This is a genomic window from Lysinibacillus sp. 54212, from assembly GCF_036662795.1.
Taxonomy (GTDB): Bacteria; Bacillota; Bacilli; order Bacillales_A; family Planococcaceae; genus Lysinibacillus_B.
The window spans coordinates 20,681-39,305 of record NZ_JBAFWZ010000028.1 but is presented as its reverse complement, the minus strand read 5'-3'; the positions used below and the strand labels follow the sequence as shown (position 1 = coordinate 39,305).

At 32.7% G+C, this 18,625-nt stretch carries 21 protein-coding genes; all 21 read left to right on the top strand.

All coding sequences use genetic code 11. From position 1 onward, the window contains the following. Positions 1-184 precede the first annotated feature (184 nt). The gene (locus V4T18_RS15705) at positions 185-751 is read left to right on the top strand and encodes a DUF6470 family protein (RefSeq protein WP_332650971.1); all 567 of its coding nucleotides are present in this window, start codon (positions 185-187) and stop codon (positions 749-751) included. 14 nt (positions 752-765) lie between these two features. Next, positions 766-1,209 (top strand): flagellar assembly protein FliW, encoded by a 444-nt coding sequence (gene fliW / locus V4T18_RS15700; protein ID WP_332650969.1) that lies wholly within the window; start codon positions 766-768, stop codon positions 1,207-1,209. Then, positions 1,209-1,424 (top strand): carbon storage regulator CsrA, encoded by a 216-nt coding sequence (csrA, locus tag V4T18_RS15695; protein ID WP_332650968.1) that lies wholly within the window; start codon positions 1,209-1,211, stop codon positions 1,422-1,424. Before fliW ends, csrA begins: the two co-directional genes overlap by 1 nt. A 230-nt stretch (positions 1,425-1,654) precedes the next feature. Further along, entirely contained in the window at positions 1,655-2,008 is a 354-nt protein-coding gene (locus V4T18_RS15690; protein WP_332650966.1) for a hypothetical protein, read from the top strand. 93 nt (positions 2,009-2,101) lie between these two features. Next, positions 2,102-3,088: a ketoacyl-ACP synthase III gene (locus tag V4T18_RS15685; RefSeq protein ID WP_332650965.1), complete on the top strand. Its 987-nt coding sequence runs from the start codon at positions 2,102-2,104 to the stop codon at positions 3,086-3,088. A gap of 200 nt (positions 3,089-3,288) precedes the next feature. Continuing rightward, positions 3,289-4,101: a flagellin N-terminal helical domain-containing protein gene (locus tag V4T18_RS15680; RefSeq protein ID WP_332650964.1), complete on the top strand. Its 813-nt coding sequence runs from the start codon at positions 3,289-3,291 to the stop codon at positions 4,099-4,101. Positions 4,102-4,197: 96 nt separating this feature from the next. Beyond that, positions 4,198-5,901 carry a motility associated factor glycosyltransferase family protein gene (locus V4T18_RS15675; protein WP_332650962.1) on the top strand — a complete coding sequence of 568 codons (1,704 nt, stop codon included), beginning with the start codon at positions 4,198-4,200 and terminating at the stop codon, positions 5,899-5,901. Positions 5,902-5,911: 10 nt separating this feature from the next. After that, positions 5,912-6,259 (top strand): hypothetical protein, encoded by a 348-nt coding sequence (locus V4T18_RS15670; protein WP_332650960.1) that lies wholly within the window; start codon positions 5,912-5,914, stop codon positions 6,257-6,259. After that, positions 6,256-7,467, top strand: a complete 1,212-nt coding sequence (locus V4T18_RS15665; protein ID WP_332650957.1) for a motility associated factor glycosyltransferase family protein — start codon at positions 6,256-6,258, stop codon at positions 7,465-7,467. Before V4T18_RS15670 ends, V4T18_RS15665 begins: the two co-directional genes overlap by 4 nt. 135 nt (positions 7,468-7,602) lie before the next feature. Continuing rightward, positions 7,603-8,571 carry a UDP-N-acetylglucosamine 4,6-dehydratase (inverting) gene (gene pseB / locus V4T18_RS15660; RefSeq protein WP_332650955.1) on the top strand — a complete coding sequence of 323 codons (969 nt, stop codon included), beginning with the start codon at positions 7,603-7,605 and terminating at the stop codon, positions 8,569-8,571. 32 nt (positions 8,572-8,603) lie between these two features. Then, positions 8,604-9,767, top strand: a complete 1,164-nt coding sequence (gene pseC / locus V4T18_RS15655; RefSeq protein WP_332650953.1) for a UDP-4-amino-4,6-dideoxy-N-acetyl-beta-L-altrosamine transaminase — start codon at positions 8,604-8,606, stop codon at positions 9,765-9,767. After that, complete coding sequence (locus V4T18_RS15650; RefSeq protein WP_332650952.1) at positions 9,764-10,489, top strand: glycosyltransferase family protein; 726 nt, start codon at positions 9,764-9,766, stop codon at positions 10,487-10,489. The genes pseC and V4T18_RS15650 overlap by 4 nt, the downstream gene beginning before the upstream one ends. Positions 10,490-10,593: 104 nt before the next feature. Next, entirely contained in the window at positions 10,594-11,502 is a 909-nt protein-coding gene (locus tag V4T18_RS15645; RefSeq protein ID WP_332650951.1) for a class I SAM-dependent methyltransferase, read from the top strand. 595 nt (positions 11,503-12,097) lie between these two features. Beyond that, the gene (pseG, locus tag V4T18_RS15640; RefSeq protein WP_332650950.1) at positions 12,098-13,180 is read left to right on the top strand and encodes a UDP-2,4-diacetamido-2,4,6-trideoxy-beta-L-altropyranose hydrolase; all 1,083 of its coding nucleotides are present in this window, start codon (positions 12,098-12,100) and stop codon (positions 13,178-13,180) included. A 14-nt stretch (positions 13,181-13,194) separates the two neighbouring features. Continuing rightward, complete coding sequence (locus tag V4T18_RS15635) at positions 13,195-13,890, top strand: SDR family NAD(P)-dependent oxidoreductase (protein WP_332650949.1); 696 nt, start codon at positions 13,195-13,197, stop codon at positions 13,888-13,890. A gap of 1 nt (position 13,891) precedes the next feature. Further along, positions 13,892-14,605 (top strand): metallophosphoesterase family protein, encoded by a 714-nt coding sequence (locus V4T18_RS15630; RefSeq protein ID WP_332650948.1) that lies wholly within the window; start codon positions 13,892-13,894, stop codon positions 14,603-14,605. A 16-nt stretch (positions 14,606-14,621) separates the two neighbouring features. Continuing rightward, complete coding sequence (locus V4T18_RS15625; RefSeq protein WP_332650947.1) at positions 14,622-15,566, top strand: ATP-grasp domain-containing protein; 945 nt, start codon at positions 14,622-14,624, stop codon at positions 15,564-15,566. A gap of 9 nt (positions 15,567-15,575) precedes the next feature. After that, positions 15,576-16,631: a pseudaminic acid synthase gene (gene pseI, locus V4T18_RS15620; RefSeq protein WP_332650945.1), complete on the top strand. Its 1,056-nt coding sequence runs from the start codon at positions 15,576-15,578 to the stop codon at positions 16,629-16,631. 362 nt (positions 16,632-16,993) lie between these two features. Then, a complete protein-coding gene (locus tag V4T18_RS15615) occupies positions 16,994-17,563 on the top strand; it encodes a DUF2920 family protein (protein WP_332650943.1) in 570 nt (189 codons plus the stop codon). A gap of 275 nt (positions 17,564-17,838) precedes the next feature. Further along, positions 17,839-18,072 carry a hypothetical protein gene (locus V4T18_RS15610; protein ID WP_332650940.1) on the top strand — a complete coding sequence of 78 codons (234 nt, stop codon included), beginning with the start codon at positions 17,839-17,841 and terminating at the stop codon, positions 18,070-18,072. A gap of 136 nt (positions 18,073-18,208) precedes the next feature. Then, a complete protein-coding gene (locus V4T18_RS15605) occupies positions 18,209-18,598 on the top strand; it encodes a flagellar protein FlaG (RefSeq protein ID WP_332650938.1) in 390 nt (129 codons plus the stop codon). Positions 18,599-18,625 lie beyond the last annotated feature (27 nt).

The window sequence follows — 18,625 nt, the reverse complement described above, 5'->3', positions numbered from 1 at the left end:
CCCGAAAGCGAAGCGTCAGGGGCAACCCACGAAGTGGACGTTCAGCCCCGAAAGCGAAGCGTCAGGGGCAACCCACGAAGTGGACGTTCAGCCCCGAAAGCAAAGCGTCAGGGGCAACCTATATGAAAAGATAGCGTTTGGACAGTTTTGTTCAAGCGCTTTTATTGAAAGGGGCTATATTTTTATGAGACTCCCACAAATTCAAATTCGAACGACAGATATCCAAATGGATTTACAAATTCATAATCCAAAGCAGCATATCGAGCAGCCAAAAGCGACACAAACGATCCAACAACCGGCAGCCATTTTAGATATTAATACGACACGAGGACAATTGAAAATAGACTCGTCTCAAGCAAGACGTGATTTAGGATTAATTGGTCCACTAGAATCGAGCCGAAATTATGCTGAAAAAGGAAAGCAAGAACTATTGAAAGGGATATCTCGTCGTGCAGGTGAAGGCAGGCAGTTGATGGAAAGCGCAGGAAAAGGTCAGGGAAGAGCGCCCATTCAAAGCATTGCAAAGCAAAATCACGGTCCAAAACGTGCAGGTCCATATAATATCAAGTTCGTTCCATCGATAGGGTCTGTTAAAATCGATTATACGCCTGGTAAAACGGATGTTAATTTTACACCACAAAAGCCAAAAATTGACGTTCAGGTGAACAAACCAATTCATAAATACACACCGGGTGATGTAACTGGTACAATGATTCAAAGACCCCATGTAGAAATTGATGTAGTTGGTTAAAAGGAGCTTATATGATGAAAATTGACACTAAATTTTTAGGTGAAGTTGAAATTAAAGATGAAGAAATATTAACATTTGAGTACGGACTACCGGGTTTTCCTGATATCCAAAAATTTGTACTGTTATCACTCGAAGCGGATCTACCTTTAGCACTTTTACAATCTACAGAGCAGAAGGAAATTGGATTTGTCGTTGCATATCCCTTTGCCTTTAAGCCTGATTATGCGTTTGATATTAGTGAAGAAGACACAGAAGATTTAAAGGTTGAAAAAGAAGAAGAAGTTATTGCGTATTCGATAGTGACTTTAAAAGATTCATTCCAAGATTCAACAATAAATTTACTAGCCCCTATTGTTATTAATACGAATAAAAAGCAAGGCAAACAAATTGTACTTCAGGACAGCGTAAAATATCCGCTTCGTCATCCAATCCGTGTATTGGAAGGAAGTGCGAAGTAATGTTAGTGTTATCTAGAAAAAAAACCGAATCCATTATGATTGGCGATCATATTGAAGTGAAGGTTTTAGCGGTTGAGGGAGATCAAGTAAAGCTAGGTATTGTTGCTCCAAAATCAGTGAAAGTTCATCGCTCTGAAGTGTATGAAGCGATTCAGGAACAGAATAAGGAAGCACTCAATGCATCCGTAGACTTTTTAAAGCAGCTAAAAAAATAATATCTCAGAAACCGATCTAAGAAGTTATCACCTCTTCCTAAGGTCGGTTTTTATATTTTTAAGAATATTGGTTCTTTGTACCCTAGTTATAAATATCGAAAAAAATTGAAATTGCATTTCCAAACTATCATACCTATGGATAATATTAAAATATTTTGACAATATTTAATAAAAATACTAGAATGATAGAGTGCTAGAGAATATTATTTTAAAAAAGGAGTATGAATAACATGGCTGAAGGAAAATACACAATGGTTGTTAATTCATCAAAAAAATCTGTAGATATGATGGTAAGTGGTTCATTTACACCAGAGCAAGCAAATAAATTTATTGCTGACTACAACAGTAAACTGAGTGGTATCAAAGCAGATGAGTTTGTGTTAAATTTTGATTGCCGCGATTTAAATCTTGTTACACAGGATATGATTCCAAGTTTAGAAGCTTGTTTCCAGCTTTACAGTAAAACAGGCTTTAATAAAGTAGTAATTGGGATTCCTAAAAATAGTCCGATTTTAAAAATGCAATTAGGACGATTAGGTCGTAACAATAAACTTAATAATCTTAGCGTTGAAGAAATTTATTAAGGGAGACACTTGTCTTCCTTTTTTATCGAATAATAAAGTACGAATATTTAAAAAATAGAATACATATTGCCTTCTGGAGGTTAGTGATCATTTATGACAAGCATCAAAATAAACTCAGTAGAAATCTATCACCCCAAAAAAGCTATACATAACGAATATTACCTGGAGCATTTCAAAGGGCAAGGGAAAGACATATCTCACTTTTTAGAAATTATGGGAAGAGAGAAAAGATATATTGTTGACAATAATGAAGAGAATACGCAGACGATGGCGATCGAGGCTGCTCATCGTGTATTGAAAAAATCAGGTTTGGAAGGCAAAGATATTGACATGATTATCTTTTCTTCACAAATTCCTGAAACTACTGTCCCAACAAATGCTATTTTTGTTCATAATGCCATTAACGCAAGAAAAGATACGATAATTTACGACACTAACGCGAATTGTGCGGGTATGACGATTGCAGTAGAACAAGCATCACGCTATATGCTATCTAATCCACATGCCAGCAGAGCATTAGTAGTAGGAGCGGACTATTTCTCATTAATATCAGATCCAACAGACCCAATGACATTTGCAAACTTTGGAGATGGCGCTGCTGCAATCATACTAGAAAAAACAGAAGAAGATATTGGTTTTATCGATGCGATGACCGAGGTCGATTCTAGTAATCGAAATAATATTTTATATCCTGCTCAGGGACTAGCTCAAGGTCTAAAGGGGAATGGAACAACCGATTATATGCTCTGGCTTCCATTCGATGGTTCGATGAGTATTCCAGCTACTTGTGAGATGTTTGAAAAGCTCTTAGAAAGAAACGGGTTAACGATCAACGACGTAAATTCATTCTGCTTCTCACAATTTGCGCACGTAAATATCAAAAAAATCCAAGAGCATTTTAGCATCCCAGATGAAAAAATGATTTATGTAGGTGACAGTTACGGATATACAGGCACAAGTAGTCCTTTCTTTGCCTTATACGAAGGAATCGAATCGGGTCGTATTAAACGCGGCGATGTCATTATGTTCTGGACAATCGGTGGCGGACATGAGTTTATTTCGATGTTGTATAGATATTAAGGAAGGATTATGTAGGGGGGAACTCTTAATAGAAATTGATTTAATCCATGTTGGAAAAATTTTTATATAAAAATTTAAAAAACTATTAAACTTTTAAAAAGCTATACGATATATAAATTGTAAGGGAGAGGTTAACTCCTCAACCAATACTTTCCCACAAGGATGTGGGTCAAAAATACAAATTCAAGGAGGAATTCCAAATGAGAATTCAACACAACATTTCAGCTTTAAACACACACCGTAACCTTACTTTCAACAACACTCAAGCTTCTAAAAACCTTGAGAAATTATCTTCAGGTTACAAAATCAACCGTGCTGGCGATGACGCTGCTGGTTTAGCAATCTCTGAAAAAATGCGCGGACAAATCCGTGGTCTTGACATGGCAACTAAAAACGCTCAAGACTCAATCTCTTTAATCCAAACTGCTGAGGGTGCGTTAAACGAAACTCACGCTATCCTACAACGTATGCGTGAATTAGCAGTACAATCTTCGAATGATACTAACGTAACTTCTGACCGTGGTGATTTACAAAAAGAAATCGACGCGCTTGCTGAAGAAATTACACGTATCGCAAACAATACTGAGTTCAACACTCAAAAATTATTAAACGGTTCATTTGATGCTAAATTATTCCATATCGGTGCAAATGAAGGTCAAAATATCAGTCTTTCAATTGCAAGTATGAGTGCTGGCGCAATTGGTGTTTCTGGATTAAGTATTTCATCTCAAACTGCTGCTGATGCTGCAATTACAACAATTAATACAGCATTAACGACAGTTTCTGCAACACGTTCTGACTTAGGTGCTGTTCAAAATCGTCTAGAGCACACTATCAACAACTTAGGTGCAACTTCAGAAAACTTAACAGCTGCTGAGTCACGTATCCGCGATACTGACATGGCAAAAGAGATGATGGGCTTCACTAAAAACAACATCCTAATGCAAGCTGCTCAATCTATGTTAGCTCAAGCTAACCAACAACCACAAGGTGTTCTTCAATTATTACAATAATTGAATAGAGTTTATTAAAATAAAGGAATCTGTCTTTTTGATAGATTCCTTTATTATTTTTTTTTGAAGACGATAATATGTGAGAGGTGGTTAAAATTGAGTGAATATAACATTGAATATTTGAATACTAAAAACGGTTTAAATACAGTCAAAGTCAACAACTATTTCTTGCATAGTAAATATAATCCTATTCAAGAAGCGGAAAGAATTGTGGAAAAAGAGTTTGAACCAAATTACATTCATGTAGTTTTTGGATACGGTCTAGGGTACATTATTGACGAAATTAAAAAAAAATTACATAAAAAAGAGAGCTTAATTGTTATTGATCCTCTTTATAAAAAAATTCAAGGTAATGCAAAGAATGCTAATCATGACTTCATACTAGTTGAGGATATAAGAAGTGAAGTTATTGAAGAGGTTCTAAATGCAAGCTTAAGAAATTTAAGTATCAAGGTGAAAATTATATGTTCTCCCAATTATGATAAAATCTTAAAGAAAGAGTACTTTGTTGTTTTAGAAAGTATCAAAACTGTTCAAAGGATTCATCAAGTAAGAGAAAATACAACTAGACAATTTTCTTTTGGTTGGCAAGAGAATTACATCAATAATATCTTGCACACATATATGAATCATTCTTTAAAAGAAATAAAACAACGATATAATTGTCCGATTGTCGTTATTTCTGGTGGTCCATCTTTAAAAAAACAGATTTCGATGCTAAAAAAAGTTAAGGATAATGTTATCATGATAGCCTCAGGATCTACAATTAACTCTCTATTACATTATCACATAGAACCTGATTATATAGTCTCTATAGACGGAGGTATTTCGAATTACAATCACTTTAAATCGATTGGTAATATTAAGTCCCATCTTATTTTTGGTTTTAGTAGTCATTATAAAATTCAAGAGACATTTCCAAATACTAAATACGCCCTCTTAGATGCAGGGGATAATGATTTCCAAAAATATGTAATAGATAAATTTGCAATAGAAATCCCTCTTATAGCTGGAGGCGCTTCTGTAGCGAATTTTGCGTTTACTGTTGCTAGTTACATGACAAAAGGTCCTATTGCAATTATTGGGCAGGATTTGGCCTATACGGATAATAAATCACATGAGGATAGTAATAAACACTTTATAAAAATAGATGAGGCTTATAAAAAAGAAAGAGGAATGTTTGAGGTTAATGGTTATTATGATGATAAAGTTTTAACTGACTATGCTTTCCTACTTATGAAGAAAGATTTTGAAAGGCTTAATAAGCAAATGAAGCATTCAGCTCCTATTTTTAATTGTACAGAAGGTGGAGTGAAAATAGAAGGGATGAATCAACTTCCATTCTCAGTATTTTGTGATTTATATGTTAATGAAGATGTGAATATAAAGAAAAGTAATCAATCGAAAACAAAAAATTTCGATTTAGGTGATTTCGTTAAGAAAATGCAGGAAGAGATATCAATTTATAATAAGATTATGGGAGAGATTAAAATTGGTCTAGTCAAATTAGACAGAAATAAATCGAATACAGTATTTGATAAAAGTGTTTTACGTGAATTGGATAGTATAGATAAATCTATAAAAAAATATAAATCAAAAACAGCTATGAATCATATATTTGACCCTATTACAATGGATGTTTTACGTAATTATGAACCAGTTGCACGAGAAAGTAATGCGGAAGTGTATCAAAGAGTATTTAATCAAAACAAAGAACTATATTCAAGGCTATTAGAGGCTTTTGAATTTTCGAAACAATATATTGAAAATGTAATAGAAAATACGAATAAATTTATGTGAGGTTTTAATCATGGAGGATATTTTAAAAGAAACAATTGTAAGCTTTAATGAATATATTGAGAGGTTACCTGAAGGGTGTATGATGATTGCAAATACTTTACGTGATGATCGTATTACTGAAGCTATGACTCATATTCGAGATTTTTCGGAAGGGGCTGGCTGGATAGTCGAAGCAAGTAGATTGTTTAAAGAAAATAATGTGTCTATCACTTTCGATATGACAAAGATTATAGATTATCTAGTGGAAATAAATGATGGGCTTTTTATGGGCGATTATAATTTAGTTGCAGATATATTTGAGTATGAAATTAATCCGTTCTTTTCAGCAATAGTTGTAGGAGCTTCTAAAAATCAATGATTTTTGAAAAAATAAAAGCACGTGATGGCAATGCGTCATTAAAAGTAAATAATATATTATTGTATAGCAAGTATCGTCCTTTAGTAGAAGTGGACAAATTCATTGAGAGCGAATTCGATAATAACGCTAAAGGATATTTATTGATTGGGTTAGGGTTAGGATATCATTTGCATTCCTTGGCTAAAATAGTATATGGAAGAAAACCTATCTTAGTTTATGCTTTGGATAAGAAAGAAATAGAACTTTATAAATCTGAGCCCTTTCAAATGGAATTACCAGATAGCGTGATTATAACAACAGATATTGAAAAAATAACTGTTCATACGGATTATCAAATCATAATACCACATGTATGGTTACAGGTAATGGAAAAAAAACATGCTCTATATAGTTTGTTAATGGATATTAAAGTGAAGCAGATGTCTTACAAACGCTTTTCTCCGGTGATGGAAAAGAATTTCCAAGAAAATATACAACAACATTTTCTTACATTAAGAAATTTTAAGGATAGCTTAAATAAAAAAAAAGTTTCTTGTCTAATATCTAGTGGTCCATCATTAAATTTTACTAAAGCGTGGTTAAAAGCTGCTAAAGGAAAGGCATATCTATTATGTGTAGGGTCTGCCTTAAAAGTTCTACTGAAAGAAGGTATTGTTCCAGATGGTGTAATAATATCAGATTGCCAACCAATTATTTTTGAACAATTAAAAAATACAGGATTTACAGGGGATTTATTCTTTTTAAGTACTGCAGATTTTAATACGGTAAAGTCTCATGTAGGAAATAAATATATATTACTACAAGAAGGTTATGACCTAGCAGAGCAATATGCAAAAAAAATATCTTATCCTTTAATAGAAACGGGTGGTTCAGTAGCCACTACTGGCTTTAGCCTATTGGAATATCTAGAATTTGAAACTGTAATTTTATTTGGTCAAGATTTAGGTTTAACGGGCAACCAAACGCATGCTAATAATTCTACATCTGGTAGAGAAATATTAAAAGAAGAAGAGCTTGTTGAAATAGAATCTAATGACGGAGAGTCTATTAAAACTTTGCCTAATTTAAATAGTTATTTAAGATGGTTTAATTACAAATGTAAAATAAGTGAATGCTATGTGTACAATACAGCTAAACAAGGTGCAAAAATAGAAGGTGTTCCTTTAATAAGTGAGAAACAATTTTATAAACTTATAAAAAACCCATAGATTTATGGGTTTTTCTTTATGTTTTTGACAATCCACCGATATATATAATATAAAATTTCGGTATAATAAAAACATATTGAGCTTATTAAGTAGAAATAATCTGAACAACCAACAGTAAGATTGGAGATATAATTGATGATATTATTTAATAAAACTGTGTTAGTAACAGGCGGTACAGGGTCCTTTGGGAAGAAGTTTATTCATAAGGCGCTGAATGAAGGCGTAAAGAAAGTAATTGTTTTCAGCCGTGATGAGCTAAAACAATATGAAATGAAGCAAGAATTTCAAGATGATCGTATTCGTTTCTTTATTGGGGATGTTAGGGATAAAGATCGATTATATCGAGCATTTGATGGAGTTGATATTGTCATTCATGCAGCAGCAATGAAGCATGTTGATGCATGTGAATATAATCCGTTTGAGGCAGTGAAAACGAATATTCATGGCGCACAAAATATTATTGAAGCGGCAATTGATCGTGGTGTAGAAAAGGTCATAGCTCTATCGACAGATAAGGCATGTAGCCCAGTGAATTTATACGGTGCGACAAAGCTAGCATCTGATAAGTTATTTGTTGCTGCTAATGCTTATGTAGGGGAAAAGAAAACGCGTTTTGCGGTTGTCCGTTATGGTAATGTAGTAGGAAGCCGTGGTAGTGTTGTACCATTTTTTAAAAAAATTAAGGATACAGGTAAGTTACCTGTTACAGACGAACGTATGACACGTTTTTGGATTACACTTGACCAAGGAGTACAATTCGTTCTAGATAATTTAGAGCGTATGTATGGCGGAGAAATTTTTGTGCCTAAAATTCCAAGCATGAAGGTAACAGATCTTGCAAAAGCAATTGCACCAGAATGCAAAATTGAAGTGATTGGTATTCGACCAGGTGAGAAATTACATGAAGCGATGATTATGGAAGACGATGCACGCCACACTTTAGAGTTTGACAATTACTATGTTATTCAACCAGAGTTAGCTTGGTGGCCACAAGGGCAATTAAATGGCGGTAAAACGTTGCCTGATGGTTTTGCCTATACAAGTGATAATAATTCAGATTGGTTAACCGTTAAACAATTACAAGAGTTGGTGGAGGAAATGTAGTCTTTGACTGCATTTTTTTCTTTAAGGAGAGAATGACATTGAGAGATTCTTATTTACCGTATGGGAAGCAATGGATTGAAGAAGATGATATAGAAGCAGTCTTACAAGTATTAAAAAGTGATTTTTTAACGACTGGTCCAACAGTAGCTTGTTTCGAACAAAAGGTAGCTAAATATGTAGGAGCAAAATACGCAGTAGCCTTTTCGAATGGGACAGCAGCACTTCACGGTGCATGTTTTGCTGCTGGTATTGGCGAGGGTGATGAAGTTATTACAACACCTATAACCTTTGCAGCAAGCGCAAATTGTGTACGTTATGTTGGTGGAACAGTAGTCTTTGCTGATATTAAGGAAGATACATATAATATAGATCCTTTAGAAATTGAAAAAAAAATCACACCAAATACAAAAGCGATTATTCCTGTACATTTTACAGGACAACCTGTACAGCTAGATGAAATTCATACTATTGCAAAAAGACATAATTTAATTGTAATTGAAGATGCTGCACATGCGTTAGGTGCTGAATATAAAGGACAAAAGATTGGTGCATTAAGTGATATGACCATGTTTAGCTTTCATCCTGTAAAACATATTACGACAGGTGAAGGTGGTATTATAACGACGAATAGTAAAAAGTATTATGAGAAGCTTTTGCAATTCCGTGGGCATGGGATTACACGTAACCCGAAGGCGTTGACTGAAAATCATGGCCCTTGGTATTATGACATGGAACTCTTGGGTTATAACTATCGTATGACTGATTTACAAGCCGCATTAGGATGTAGTCAAATAAAAAAAATAGATGGCTTTGTTAAAAGACGTAAAGAAATTGTTGTAGCTTATAATGATGCATTATGCGATTTCTTAGAGGTACAGACCCCTTACCAGTATCTGGAGACGGATTCTAGTTGGCATTTGTATGTTTTGAAACTACAACTTGATAAATTGACTGTTTCTCGAAAAGAAGTGTTTGAGGAATTACACAAACTTAATATTGGTGTCAATGTTCATTATATACCTGTGCATACACTGTCGTATTATCAGGAATTAGGTTATAAAAAGGGATCATTGCCAAAAGCAGAGCAACTCTATGAAGAAATTATTTCGTTACCTTTATATCCATTAATGCAGGATCAAGATATTCAGGATGTTATTGAAGCAGTGAAATTGGTCATAAAGAGGGGAAGAAAATGAGAGTAACAGCGATAGTTCAAGCACGTATGGGTTCTACGCGTTTACCAGGAAAAGTTCTTAAAGAGGTTAATGGTAAGCCGCTATTAGCTTATCAATTAGAAAGAATAGCTCATTCTAAGTATATTGATAAAGTGGTGATTGCCACGACTGTAACCCATAAAGATGATGTTATTGTAGAATTTTGTGAAAATTATGGTGTGGATTACTATAGAGGATCAGAGGATGATGTGCTATCGCGCTATTATGGAGCAGTCAATCAATACGGGGGAGACGTTATTGTTCGATTAACTTCAGATTGTCCAATTATTGACCCTGTTATTGTGGACGAAACAATACGATATTTCTTTGAAAATGACTTTGATTATGTATCCAATACAATTGAACAAACATATCCGAGAGGCTTAGATACAGAGGTCTTTTCTAAAGCCTCTCTTGAAAGGACGTACAAAGAGGCGACTTTATCACGGGATAAGGAACATGTTACAACATATATGTATTCAAATCCTAAATGTTTCAATTTAGGATTTATTAAGAATAAACAAGATTATAGTCAATATCGTTGGACTGTTGATACTGTGGAAGATTTCGAGTTAATTAAATTAATAATAATGTCAATCTATCCATATAAGAGGGTATTTTCTTGGAAGGATGTTTTAAGTCTATTAGCTGAGCATCCAGAATGGAATGATATTAACGCTATGATTGAACAAAAAAAGGTTTAGATTTAATTATCTTCTTTATGTCGGGAGGTGATTATACAAAATCAAACAGTATTTGTTTACAGCAGATTTTTTAAATTTCACTATTATAGAATAGAGGTACCTATATGAATAAAGTTAATAGAAATGATTTTGGATATTATGAAATTGCCAAACGTCCTACACAGGAAGAATTGAACGAATATTACACTAAGACATACTACCAGGATAATAAGGGTTCCTACTCTCATGAATACACTATTGAGGAAAAAAAGTATTTTAATAATCATCTAGAGCAAAAAGAGATTATAATAAGAAAATTTTTTGATAGCAAAAAAAATGTATCGTTTTCGGAACTTTCCATGCTAGATATAGGTGCAGGAGAGGGATATTGTTTGAATTACTTTTCAAATTTAGGATTAGATGTAACAGGGATAGATTTTAGTACTCACGGTTGTGAAATTCATAATCCTCAACAGTTAGAGAATCTTTTAGTTGGGGATACAATGGACGTTATAGATAACTTAGCTATTGAAAGTAAAAGCTATAATATAGTAACAATGAATAACGTTCTTGAACATGTAATAGACCCAGGAAAGTTATTAGAAAAGTTAAGAAAGATAATGAATGAAAATTCGTTGTTAATTATCGAAGTTCCTAACGATTTTTCTGAACTTCAACAATATTTATTAAAGACAAATAAAATAGATACAGAATTTTGGATAGCCATACCAGACCACTTGTCTTATTTTAATAAAGAGGGTCTTGTGAATTTATGTAATGAATTTGGATTTAAAGAATATCAACTTTATTCGGATTATCCAATTGACCTTAACTTGTTAATAGATTCTTCGAATTATATTAAAAATGCTGCTATAGGAAAAGATATACATAGGAAAAGAGTGGAAATTGAAAATTACTTACATTCCAAATCTCCCGCAAAACTATTAGAAATATACAAAATACTTGCTGAAATGGGGTTAGGGAGACAAATAGTAGGATATTTTTCTTTTGATTCTACTTATAATTCGAAATAAATAAGAATTATTTCAGATTATAATGAATGGTTAGCTAATCTTCATTCAATAGGAGGAAAGTGCAAAAGAATGCGATTAAAACCTTGGAATAACAAGTGATAATTTTCTAATAAATACAAACATATCTATAAATGAGAAATATTTTAAAGCTTATCGCCATGAAATTAATCTAAATACGATGCTTCCAATTCTTAGAGTGCTATAGTGTTTAGTTAAAGGGCGATTACTTTAATAATATATTTCAACATGAATAATCTAATGCTTTAATAATCTAAAAAAACGATGGATGAAAGAGTGTAACTCTCAGCAAAACAACCAACTAATAGTATAGGGAAGACTCTCCAAAACAATATATTGGAGTCAATTAGATCAGCAGCAACTATAGAGGAAACGTGCATTTATGAGTAGTATTAACGGGAATAAAAATTGAATGAATTTATACTTGTGGAATAAATTACTAATTTAAACGAGAGTAAATGATATATCCTATAGAATATTTGTAATGACATATTGAGTCTTGATTAATAATTAAGTATTAAAAGTAGCTACAACTGGCCGTAAATGTTTATGAAAAAATAATATAAGGTGAGTAATTATGATAGTTTTAATTAGAGCAGATTCATCAATACAGATTGGATCGGGACATGTAATGAGATGTCTTACATTGGCGAAGCAACTAATAAAGAACAATGTGAAAGTATACTTTATTTGTCGAGAATTAGAAGGGAATATGGTAGAGCTTATTCGTAAGGAAGGCTTTGAGGTATTTGTTCTAACTAAGATAAATACGGATTTACATTGGGAATGTATTCGTGATTGTTGGTTAGAAGATGCGATGCAAACAATTGATGTTATAGCGAAACTTAATGTTGCTATTGATATGATAATAGTGGATCATTATTCAATTGATATTAAATGGGAAGGGGTAGTTCGCCCCTATACTAAGAAAATGATGGTAATAGATGATTTAGCTAATAGAAAACACGATACTGATTTGTTATTAGATCAAAATTATTATGATGGTTTAGAACAACGTTATGCAAATATGGTGAATCCTAGTTGTAAATTATTATTAGGACCAAATTTTTTGTTGTTGCGGGAGGAGTTTTTAGCATCTCTAAAAACAAATATAGAAAGAGATACAACTAAGTTGAAAATTTTATTGTTTTTTGGTGGAACTGATCCGACAGGGGAAACATTAAAAGTTCTTAAAGCTATTAGTGAAATTAGGGGTATTCCAATTACTATAAATGTAATAATAGGAGAAGGAAATCCCGATAAACAAAAGATAGAAATCCTATGCAAGAAGATACCAAATTGCAATTTATATTCACAAGTCAATAATATGTCTGAATTAATCCAGAGGGCAGATGTGGGGATTGGAGCAGGTGGTACTAATCTTTGGGAAAGATGTATTCTTAAATTACCAAGTTTAGTTATTATTACTGCTCAAAATCAAGAAGAAGTTGTGAATGCAGTTGGTAGACGGGGAGCGATTTATAATTTGGGGTACTATACGAAAATATCTGATTCGTATTTAAAAGAAGTATTATTAAACTTTTTTAGTGAAAAAGAAAATCTTGAAAATATGAAAAAAGCTTGTAGCGAACTATTGAGTCTTGAAAAGATAAAAAAACAATTAGTATGTAAAAATATAATGACACAAATTCGTGCTTGAGGTGAAGTATAGAAATGAAGTTATTTATGATAACTGGAGTATCTAGCGGCTTAGGAGAGCAGATAGCAAATAAATTAATACAACGAAAAGAAAAAATAGTGGCTATCGGCAGAAAATTCACGAAATCACAACTTGATGTCTCACAAATATCTCCTGAGTTAATACATTTGCTAAATTGTGATTTAGCTAATGATAATGACTTAAATAGTTTACTTGATAAATTTACTGGCGATTATTTTAATGATGTAAATGAAATAGTTTTTATAAACAATGCAGGTGTTATTGGTCCTATTAAAAAAGTTGGTCAATATGACGATGCTGATTCTATAAAAAATAACATTAATGTTAATTATTTTGCTCCTCTCATTTTAATCAACCAACTTGTAAGAATAGCTCCAATTACGAAAAAAATAAAGATAATAAATATTTCTTCTGGAGCAGCAACAAAGGCTGTAGAAGGCTGGAGTTTGTATTGTTCGTCTAAAGCAGCAATTATGATGTTTTTGTCGGTTCTAGAAAAAGAAAGAGATAATATTGAGATATTAAATATTGATCCAGGAGTAATGGATACAAAAATGCAACAATCAATTCGAAATTCTAATTTTAATGAGTTCCCTTTAATAGATCAATTTCAGAAATACAAGGATGATGATCAACTTAAAGATGCAGTAACAGTGGCTGATGAAATAGTGAAAAGGATTATTAAGTAATATGAAGATTGGAATACTTTCAGATATTCATGGGAATTATTATGCTTTAAGCGCTGTACTAAATCATGCAAAACTCTTAGGAATTGATCACTATTTTATATTAGGCGATCTGGTTGGATATTACTCTTATCCTATAGAAGTTATCAAAAAAATTAGATCATTAAAAGCAACAGTTATAAGAGGCAATCATGAAGATTTAATTACGAAGGTGATACATAAAGAAATAAAAATTAAAGAACTAACAGAGAAATATGGAGAAGGTCATGAAGTAGCTATTAAAGAGATGTGTGAAAAAGACCTTGAATGGCTAATTCAATTACCAGCCGAAAAGGAGATTCGTATTGATAATATTTCAATAAAATTATGTCATGGTTCTCCTGGAAATACTGATTATTATCTTTACCCAAATAGTCAATTTAATATATTAAAATCCTTTTGTAATAATAATTTTGACTATATCTTTATGGGGCATACTCATTACCCATTAATTTTTAAATATGATGAATGTTCATTGATAAATGTGGGGTCTGTTGGACAAAGTAAAGATATAGGAGGACTAGCTTCATGGGGAATGCTAGATACAAAAAATAATGTTTATATACCTTATAGGACTCCATATAAAGTTAAAACTTTAATTGAGGATATTGAGAAAAGTAGTAATTCAAACAAAGAATATTTAATTTCAGTTTTGAAAAGAAATAGGCTTGATCTATAAAAAGGGAGTTTTAAAAATGAGATTAGAGTCAGTATTGGTTACCGGAGCAGCCGGAGATATAGGTAGAGGAATGTCTCAAATATTAAAAGATATTCATTTTATCGATAAAGTGATAGGTGTAGATATCAATGATCAATTTCCATCTCATTTATTTTACGATTACTTTAGGACATGTCCTAAAGTAATCTCAAATAATTATATGGATATTATTGAAACGATTGTTAAGATGTATGACATTAAATTAATAATCCCTACTTCAGAACCAGAAATTAGGTTTTTTAATAAAAATAAAATATCTGAAATTGCTGGTGTAAAAATACTAATGCCAAGTTTTAATATAATGGACTTAGCTTTTGATAAATATGAAACATCCGAATTTTTAAAAAAGAACGGATTTCCTTCTCCATGGACTTATGAAGTAGCTAATTCTGTCCCTTTAGAGTTTCCATGTATTATAAAAAGTAAAGATGGATCTGGTAGTAAAGCTATTAGTATTGTCACAGAAAAAAATTATGTAGAAATGAAAAAAGGAAAAGAAGATTGGATTTTTCAAGAATTATTACTGCCAAATGATGAAGAATATACTTGTGGTATTTTTAAAGCCAAGAATAATGAACATTTAAAAACTATAGTATTTAGGAGAACTTTATCGGGTGGGCGTACTGGTTATGCAGAAGTTGTCGAAAATACTATTATTTCAAATTTTTTAAATGAAGTATGTAAATGTATAGATTTTTCGGGAAGTATTAATATACAACTAAGATTAACTACTAAGGGACCTATGATATTTGAAATTAACCCAAGGTTTTCTAGTACAATAACTTTTAGACATCAATTAGGTTTCAAAGATGTAGAATGGTCAATTTTAGACCATTTTGGAGAACTTAATCAGATTGAATTTAACGATAAAAGTATAATTGGTAAAAAAATATTCAGAGCAGACAATGAAATAATATACTAAGGAGTAGTTATGGGGAATATTAAGATTAAAGATAAATTAGTAGGAAAGGATTACCAACCTTTCATCATTGCTGAAATGTCAGGAAATCACAATCGGTCTTTAGAGAGAGCGCTAGAAATAGTAGAAGCAGCTGCTGCAAGTGGAGCTCATGCTTTAAAAATTCAAACTTATACTGCTGATACAATTACACTCGATGTTAATTCACCTGATTTTATGATTGTAGATGAAGGGAATTTATGGAAAGGGAGAAAACTTCATGAGTTATATGATGAAGCCCATACTCCCTGGGAATGGCATAAGCCTATTTTTGACCGAGCGAAAGAATTAGGCATGATTGCTTTTAGTACGCCATTTGATGAAACAGCAGTTGATTTTTTAGAAGAGTTAGATGTGCCACTTTATAAAATTGCTTCTTTTGAAAACACAGATTTACCACTTATCAAAAAGGTGGCATCTACAGGAAAGCCAATGATTGTATCTACAGGAATGGCAACATTAGCTGAATTAGACGAATTAGTTCGAACTGCAAAAGAAGCAGGATGTAAAGATCTCGTACTTTTAAAATGTACAAGCACTTATCCAGCAACAGCTGAAAACACGAATATCTTAACAATTCCACATATGAGGCAATTATTTGAAGATGTACAAATAGGATTATCCGATCATACGATGGGAATTGGTGTAGCTGTAGCCAGTGTTGCGTTAGGTGCAACAGTCATTGAAAAACATTTCACACTAAACCGTGCTGACGGAGGGGTGGATTCGTCTTTTTCGATGGAGCCAGCTGAAATGAAAGCACTTGTAGATGAAACAGAACGTGCTTGGTTAGCGATGGGGAAAGTTACTTATGGTCCAACAGAAAAAGAAAAAGCATCATTAAAATTCCGCCGTTCAATTTATGTATCCAAAGATATTGAGGCAGGAGAAGAATTTACGAAGGACAATATTAAAATTGTGCGTCCAGGCTATGGTCTAGAACCTAAATACTATGAAAATATACTAGGGAAAGTTGCAGGTAAATCTATTACTAAAGGAACTCCTTTAGGTAGTCAGCATTTATTTTAGTATAAAATATTATATTGAAAGATTTGAAAAAATTCTGTTAGAAATGGCTGCAAAACAACAAAAATCAACTCAAGAAATGTTAATAGAGTGCGTCCAACAACTAGCAAAAATATAGAGTACAATCCTTTCTTCTTGCAAGATGTATGTGAGGGGATGGAAGCTTCGGTCTATTCTACCACGGGGCATATGTGTATAATGATTAGTATTTGAACCATGAGTATCATACGTTTTGGGGGATGAATTAATTGTTCGAGTAACTAAGAAAATAACAAAGCTAAATACATGCTATATTCTTTTTTGAAGCTATATCCTCCCAAAAAATCATTTTGAATAGATGGAATTTTAGTTGGGGAGGCATCAAATTGGCGATTAATGAATCTATAAACATACCCGCACATCCTAATATTTATAATGGATATAATGAGCGAGATTTAAGAATAGATTTTTCTATTCCAACTGCTGGGTCGAATGAAGATACAGGAATTTTTGTTTTCGTATCGGGATTTGGTGGGCATATTGATTCTAGTGTATATAAAAAGGTGCGTGAAAGGTTTGCAGATAAATATAATGTATTGACAGTGCAATGTGAGTATTTTGGAAGTCGTTTCATGCAAAGTGCAGATAGTTTTAGTTACCATTTGGATGATTTGAAGTCTCTTTTAAAAAAGGAAGGTGTTTTGAAACTTCAAGAGAACCCTTCAAATTTTCTGAAGGTAGTAAGCCAATATGAATTAACGGTTCCTGTCGTTACATCAGTAGATGAAACTGTTAATGAATTTGTAGATATGGGTTATATGCAAGCGATAGATGTTGTAACAGCAATTGAGGCAGTTAAAATTATTCTGCAAGAAAATCAATTAATGGTTAACGATTCAAGAGTCATTGGCTACGGTCAATCACAAGGGGCTTATTTACGTCATTTAGCAAATTAGCTAGCCCCTCATTTATTTGAGCGGATCATCGATAACGGGGCATGGGTACAGCCTGTTTATTTAAGCTCTAATCGATACTTATTCGATAAAATTGGGAAAACAACGTTGGTTATGAAATTTTGAATATATAGTGAAAGATTTACTGCAGGACAAAAAAATATTAACATTACATGATTTATACAAATATTTTGATAATAGGGCATATGTTTATTCTTGTCTAGGAACAATAGATAATCTGGTAGAAATATAGGGACAATCAAAATGCACTAAATAGCTTGAGGTATGTAGATTTTGAGGTAATTGATCAAGGTAAAGTAGATGGGGTAATATTCAAATCAACTAATCATCGTTTGGATGCTGACTTTTTAGAATTAGTAGATTATGCTCTCGTGAAAATGCCTGATCATAAAGATTTAAATAAACCACAAGTTAACTACATTGTTTCAAGTTCGCAGACACAAATTCAAGTAGATTATTCTAAAGGGTTACCTGTATTTACATTGTTGTAAATGCAATGGGGATAATTTGAAATAACATACAAGAAGTTCAGTTTTTTAATGATTTATAGAAAAACTGAACTTCTCTTTTTTTTGTCCGATATTATTCATAGTAACGCTTGTATTAGATTCAAGGAGGATGGAAAACATGCGTATCACGGAAAACACGAATATGGATGCAAGAGCTATTAGTAATCCTGTTAGCAATAATGCACCGACAATAGAGAGAGTAGTGAAGCAAGGAAGCGAAACTACGGGGAAAATACCTATTTCTACAGTCGAACAAGCACAACAATTAGATAATAGCGAAGAAACAAAGACTAAAGTTCAAGATGCAGTCAATAAAATGAACGAAATGCTAGAGGTAAACAATAGTGCCTCGAGATTTATGTATCATGAAGGATTAGAACGCTATTATGTAACAGTTGTAGATCGTGAAACAGAGGAAGTTGTTAAAGAAATACCACCGAAAAAGCTATTAGATGCTTTTTACGAAATGCAAAAAATGCTAGGTATGATTGTAGACGAGAAAATATAAAACTGTTTAAAACAAGGAGGAAAAGAA

What these genes read in the sequence shown, in the direction of transcription:
- V4T18_RS15680 (WP_332650964.1), top strand. Translation starts at nt 3,289, where the DNA reads ATGAGAATTCAACACAACATTTCAGCTTTAAACACACACCGTAACCTT.
- csrA (WP_332650968.1), top strand. Translation starts at nt 1,209, where the DNA reads ATGTTAGTGTTATCTAGAAAAAAAACCGAATCCATTATGATTGGCGAT.
- pseC (WP_332650953.1), top strand. Translation starts at nt 8,604, where the DNA reads ATGACATTGAGAGATTCTTATTTACCGTATGGGAAGCAATGGATTGAA.
- V4T18_RS15635 (WP_332650949.1), top strand. Translation starts at nt 13,195, where the DNA reads ATGAAGTTATTTATGATAACTGGAGTATCTAGCGGCTTAGGAGAGCAG.
- V4T18_RS15705 (WP_332650971.1), top strand. Translation starts at nt 185, where the DNA reads ATGAGACTCCCACAAATTCAAATTCGAACGACAGATATCCAAATGGAT.
- V4T18_RS15630 (WP_332650948.1), top strand. Translation starts at nt 13,892, where the DNA reads ATGAAGATTGGAATACTTTCAGATATTCATGGGAATTATTATGCTTTA.
- V4T18_RS15625 (WP_332650947.1), top strand. Translation starts at nt 14,622, where the DNA reads ATGAGATTAGAGTCAGTATTGGTTACCGGAGCAGCCGGAGATATAGGT.
- fliW (WP_332650969.1), top strand. Translation starts at nt 766, where the DNA reads ATGAAAATTGACACTAAATTTTTAGGTGAAGTTGAAATTAAAGATGAA.
- V4T18_RS15670 (WP_332650960.1), top strand. Translation starts at nt 5,912, where the DNA reads ATGGAGGATATTTTAAAAGAAACAATTGTAAGCTTTAATGAATATATT.
- pseG (WP_332650950.1), top strand. Translation starts at nt 12,098, where the DNA reads ATGATAGTTTTAATTAGAGCAGATTCATCAATACAGATTGGATCGGGA.
- V4T18_RS15650 (WP_332650952.1), top strand. Translation starts at nt 9,764, where the DNA reads ATGAGAGTAACAGCGATAGTTCAAGCACGTATGGGTTCTACGCGTTTA.
- pseI (WP_332650945.1), top strand. Translation starts at nt 15,576, where the DNA reads ATGGGGAATATTAAGATTAAAGATAAATTAGTAGGAAAGGATTACCAA.
- V4T18_RS15645 (WP_332650951.1), top strand. Translation starts at nt 10,594, where the DNA reads ATGAATAAAGTTAATAGAAATGATTTTGGATATTATGAAATTGCCAAA.
- V4T18_RS15665 (WP_332650957.1), top strand. Translation starts at nt 6,256, where the DNA reads ATGATTTTTGAAAAAATAAAAGCACGTGATGGCAATGCGTCATTAAAA.
- V4T18_RS15685 (WP_332650965.1), top strand. Translation starts at nt 2,102, where the DNA reads ATGACAAGCATCAAAATAAACTCAGTAGAAATCTATCACCCCAAAAAA.
- V4T18_RS15605 (WP_332650938.1), top strand. Translation starts at nt 18,209, where the DNA reads ATGCGTATCACGGAAAACACGAATATGGATGCAAGAGCTATTAGTAAT.
- V4T18_RS15690 (WP_332650966.1), top strand. Translation starts at nt 1,655, where the DNA reads ATGGCTGAAGGAAAATACACAATGGTTGTTAATTCATCAAAAAAATCT.
- pseB (WP_332650955.1), top strand. Translation starts at nt 7,603, where the DNA reads ATGATATTATTTAATAAAACTGTGTTAGTAACAGGCGGTACAGGGTCC.